The organism is Aeromonas sp. QDB25, assembly GCF_027707725.1.
Lineage (GTDB): Bacteria > Pseudomonadota > Gammaproteobacteria > Enterobacterales > Aeromonadaceae > Aeromonas > Aeromonas caviae.
In genome coordinates this window covers 1-1,778 of record NZ_JAPCIZ010000188.1, presented here as the reverse complement: position 1 = coordinate 1,778, position 1,778 = coordinate 1, and the positions used below count along the sequence as shown (strand labels likewise).

The 1,778-nt window shown below is 56.2% G+C and carries 2 protein-coding genes; both read left to right on the top strand.

Annotation, left to right across the window (positions count from 1 at the left end; genetic code table 11):
* Positions 1-218 precede the first annotated feature (218 nt).
* On the top strand, positions 219-857 hold the full coding sequence (locus PG883_RS23380; RefSeq protein ID WP_114522809.1) for a recombinase RecT: 639 nt from the start codon (positions 219-221) through the stop codon (positions 855-857).
* A gap of 11 nt (positions 858-868) precedes the next feature.
* Positions 869-1,486, top strand: coding sequence for a single-stranded DNA-binding protein (gene ssb / locus PG883_RS23375; RefSeq protein ID WP_114522810.1), 618 nt, complete (start codon positions 869-871; stop codon positions 1,484-1,486).
* The last annotated feature ends 292 nt before the right edge of the window (positions 1,487-1,778 follow it).

Here is a 1,778-nt window from a genome sequence, read left to right as displayed (position 1 = left end):
TACTGTAATTATATACAGTAAAAATATTACCACTCAATAGAAAACATTGAGTTACCGCCCCTTATATCCCCGCCCGATTGGGCGAGGGTTTACGGGGCATCTGCTAAAGAGACGGCGGCCCCAGTGCGCCGTTTTTTTAATTTCCATAACTCACAAAAACGTTGAACTCTGGCGATTAACGCTGTAATGTATGTTTATCGAATGTGAGTGAGGTGGCTATGAGTATCAAAGACTCCCTCTACGAAGCCCTCAAGGCCCTGCGGCCTAAAGTGGCCAAGGATGCGGTGGCACAGGAGCGGTTTAGTACCGAGGCCAACCAATTCATGCGGGTGGTCCTGCACAACCCAGCTTCTACCCGAACCCGCACTGGCCAGCTGGTCGATATGTTTTCGACTGTGTTCACGTCGGGATTGTCCTGGGCTCCGACAGCACGCCATGTGAGCCTGCTCACCGGGGAAGATGGCACCTTGCAGCTCTACGTCCACTATCAAGGCCAAATCCGATTAGCCGGTACCAAGGGCGTCATCGAGCGGGTCACCGCGGATCTGCTCTATGAGAGCGATGATTTCACCTTTTTCGGTGCTGACAAGGTGCCTGAACTGCGCCGCAAGCTGCTCAAGGGCGGCCTGGGTGAGGCCATTGGCGGTTACACGGTCAGCCACCTGAAAACCGGTGGTGTCCATGTCGAGCTCTTTGATGCTGAGTCGCTGCAAAAGGCCGAGAATGCCGGGATGAGCTTTGGCTCTGGTGACTTTTGGACCGGCCCGCATCGGCGCGAGATGCAACGAAAATCCCTGATAAATGCCACAGCTTCCCGTTGGTTGGAGCTGAGCTACACCCTTCCTTGTCTCAATTGAGGTAAACACCTATGCGTTCGCTGAACAAAGTGCAGATCATTGGTCACCTGGGCCAGGAGCCTGAAGTCCGTCAACTGCCAAGCGGTGGTACCGTCACCAACATCACAGTGGCTACCTCGGAGAGCTGGCGTGATAAGCAGACTGGGGAAGATCGAGAGCGTACAGAGTGGCACCGAGTGGTGTTCATGGGCAAGCTGGCTGAGATAGCAGGTGAACACCTCAATAAGGGCTCGCAGGTGTATGTCGAGGGCAAGCTCCAGACTCGTAAGTGGCAAGATCAGCAGGGTATCGAACGCTACACCACGGAAATCATGGTCGATGGTTTCAGTGGCCAGATGCTCATGCTCGGGGCCAGCAAGGGCGGCCAAGGACAGAACCAGCAGCAGGGCGGCCAACAGCAGCAGGGCGGTCAGCGCCAGCAGAATACACAGGGCCAGCGCCCACCCCAGCAAACCCAGCAGGGCCAGCGCTCAAGCAATCCCAACCCGCAAGGACAGCGTCCACCCCAGCAGAACCAGCAGGGTCAGCGTCAGCAGGGGCAGGCGGGTCAGCGTCAGCAACCCCAACAGCAGCCTGAGCCGCAATATGACGGTAATTATGAGTCGTGGGATGATCAGAACTTTGGCTGATCAAGCCAGAGCTAAACCCTCAAGAGGCCCGTACCAATGCGGGCCTTTTAACATCTAACGATTGATGTCCGCCACGGATAGGCACCCCGTCATCCCCTACTCATGGGAGCGTACCGATGACCTGTAACGTGCAGCAGCAGATCAGCAAGGCCATGGAACTGATTGAGACAGCCCGCTATCGGTTGACATCCTCCCCCACCTTAGCGCTTCGCGTCACAGGAGGGGGATTCCCATTACTGGGTGATAGCTGCTCGCGCAGTACCGGGTTCCTGCTTCATCGGGCGGCCTGATT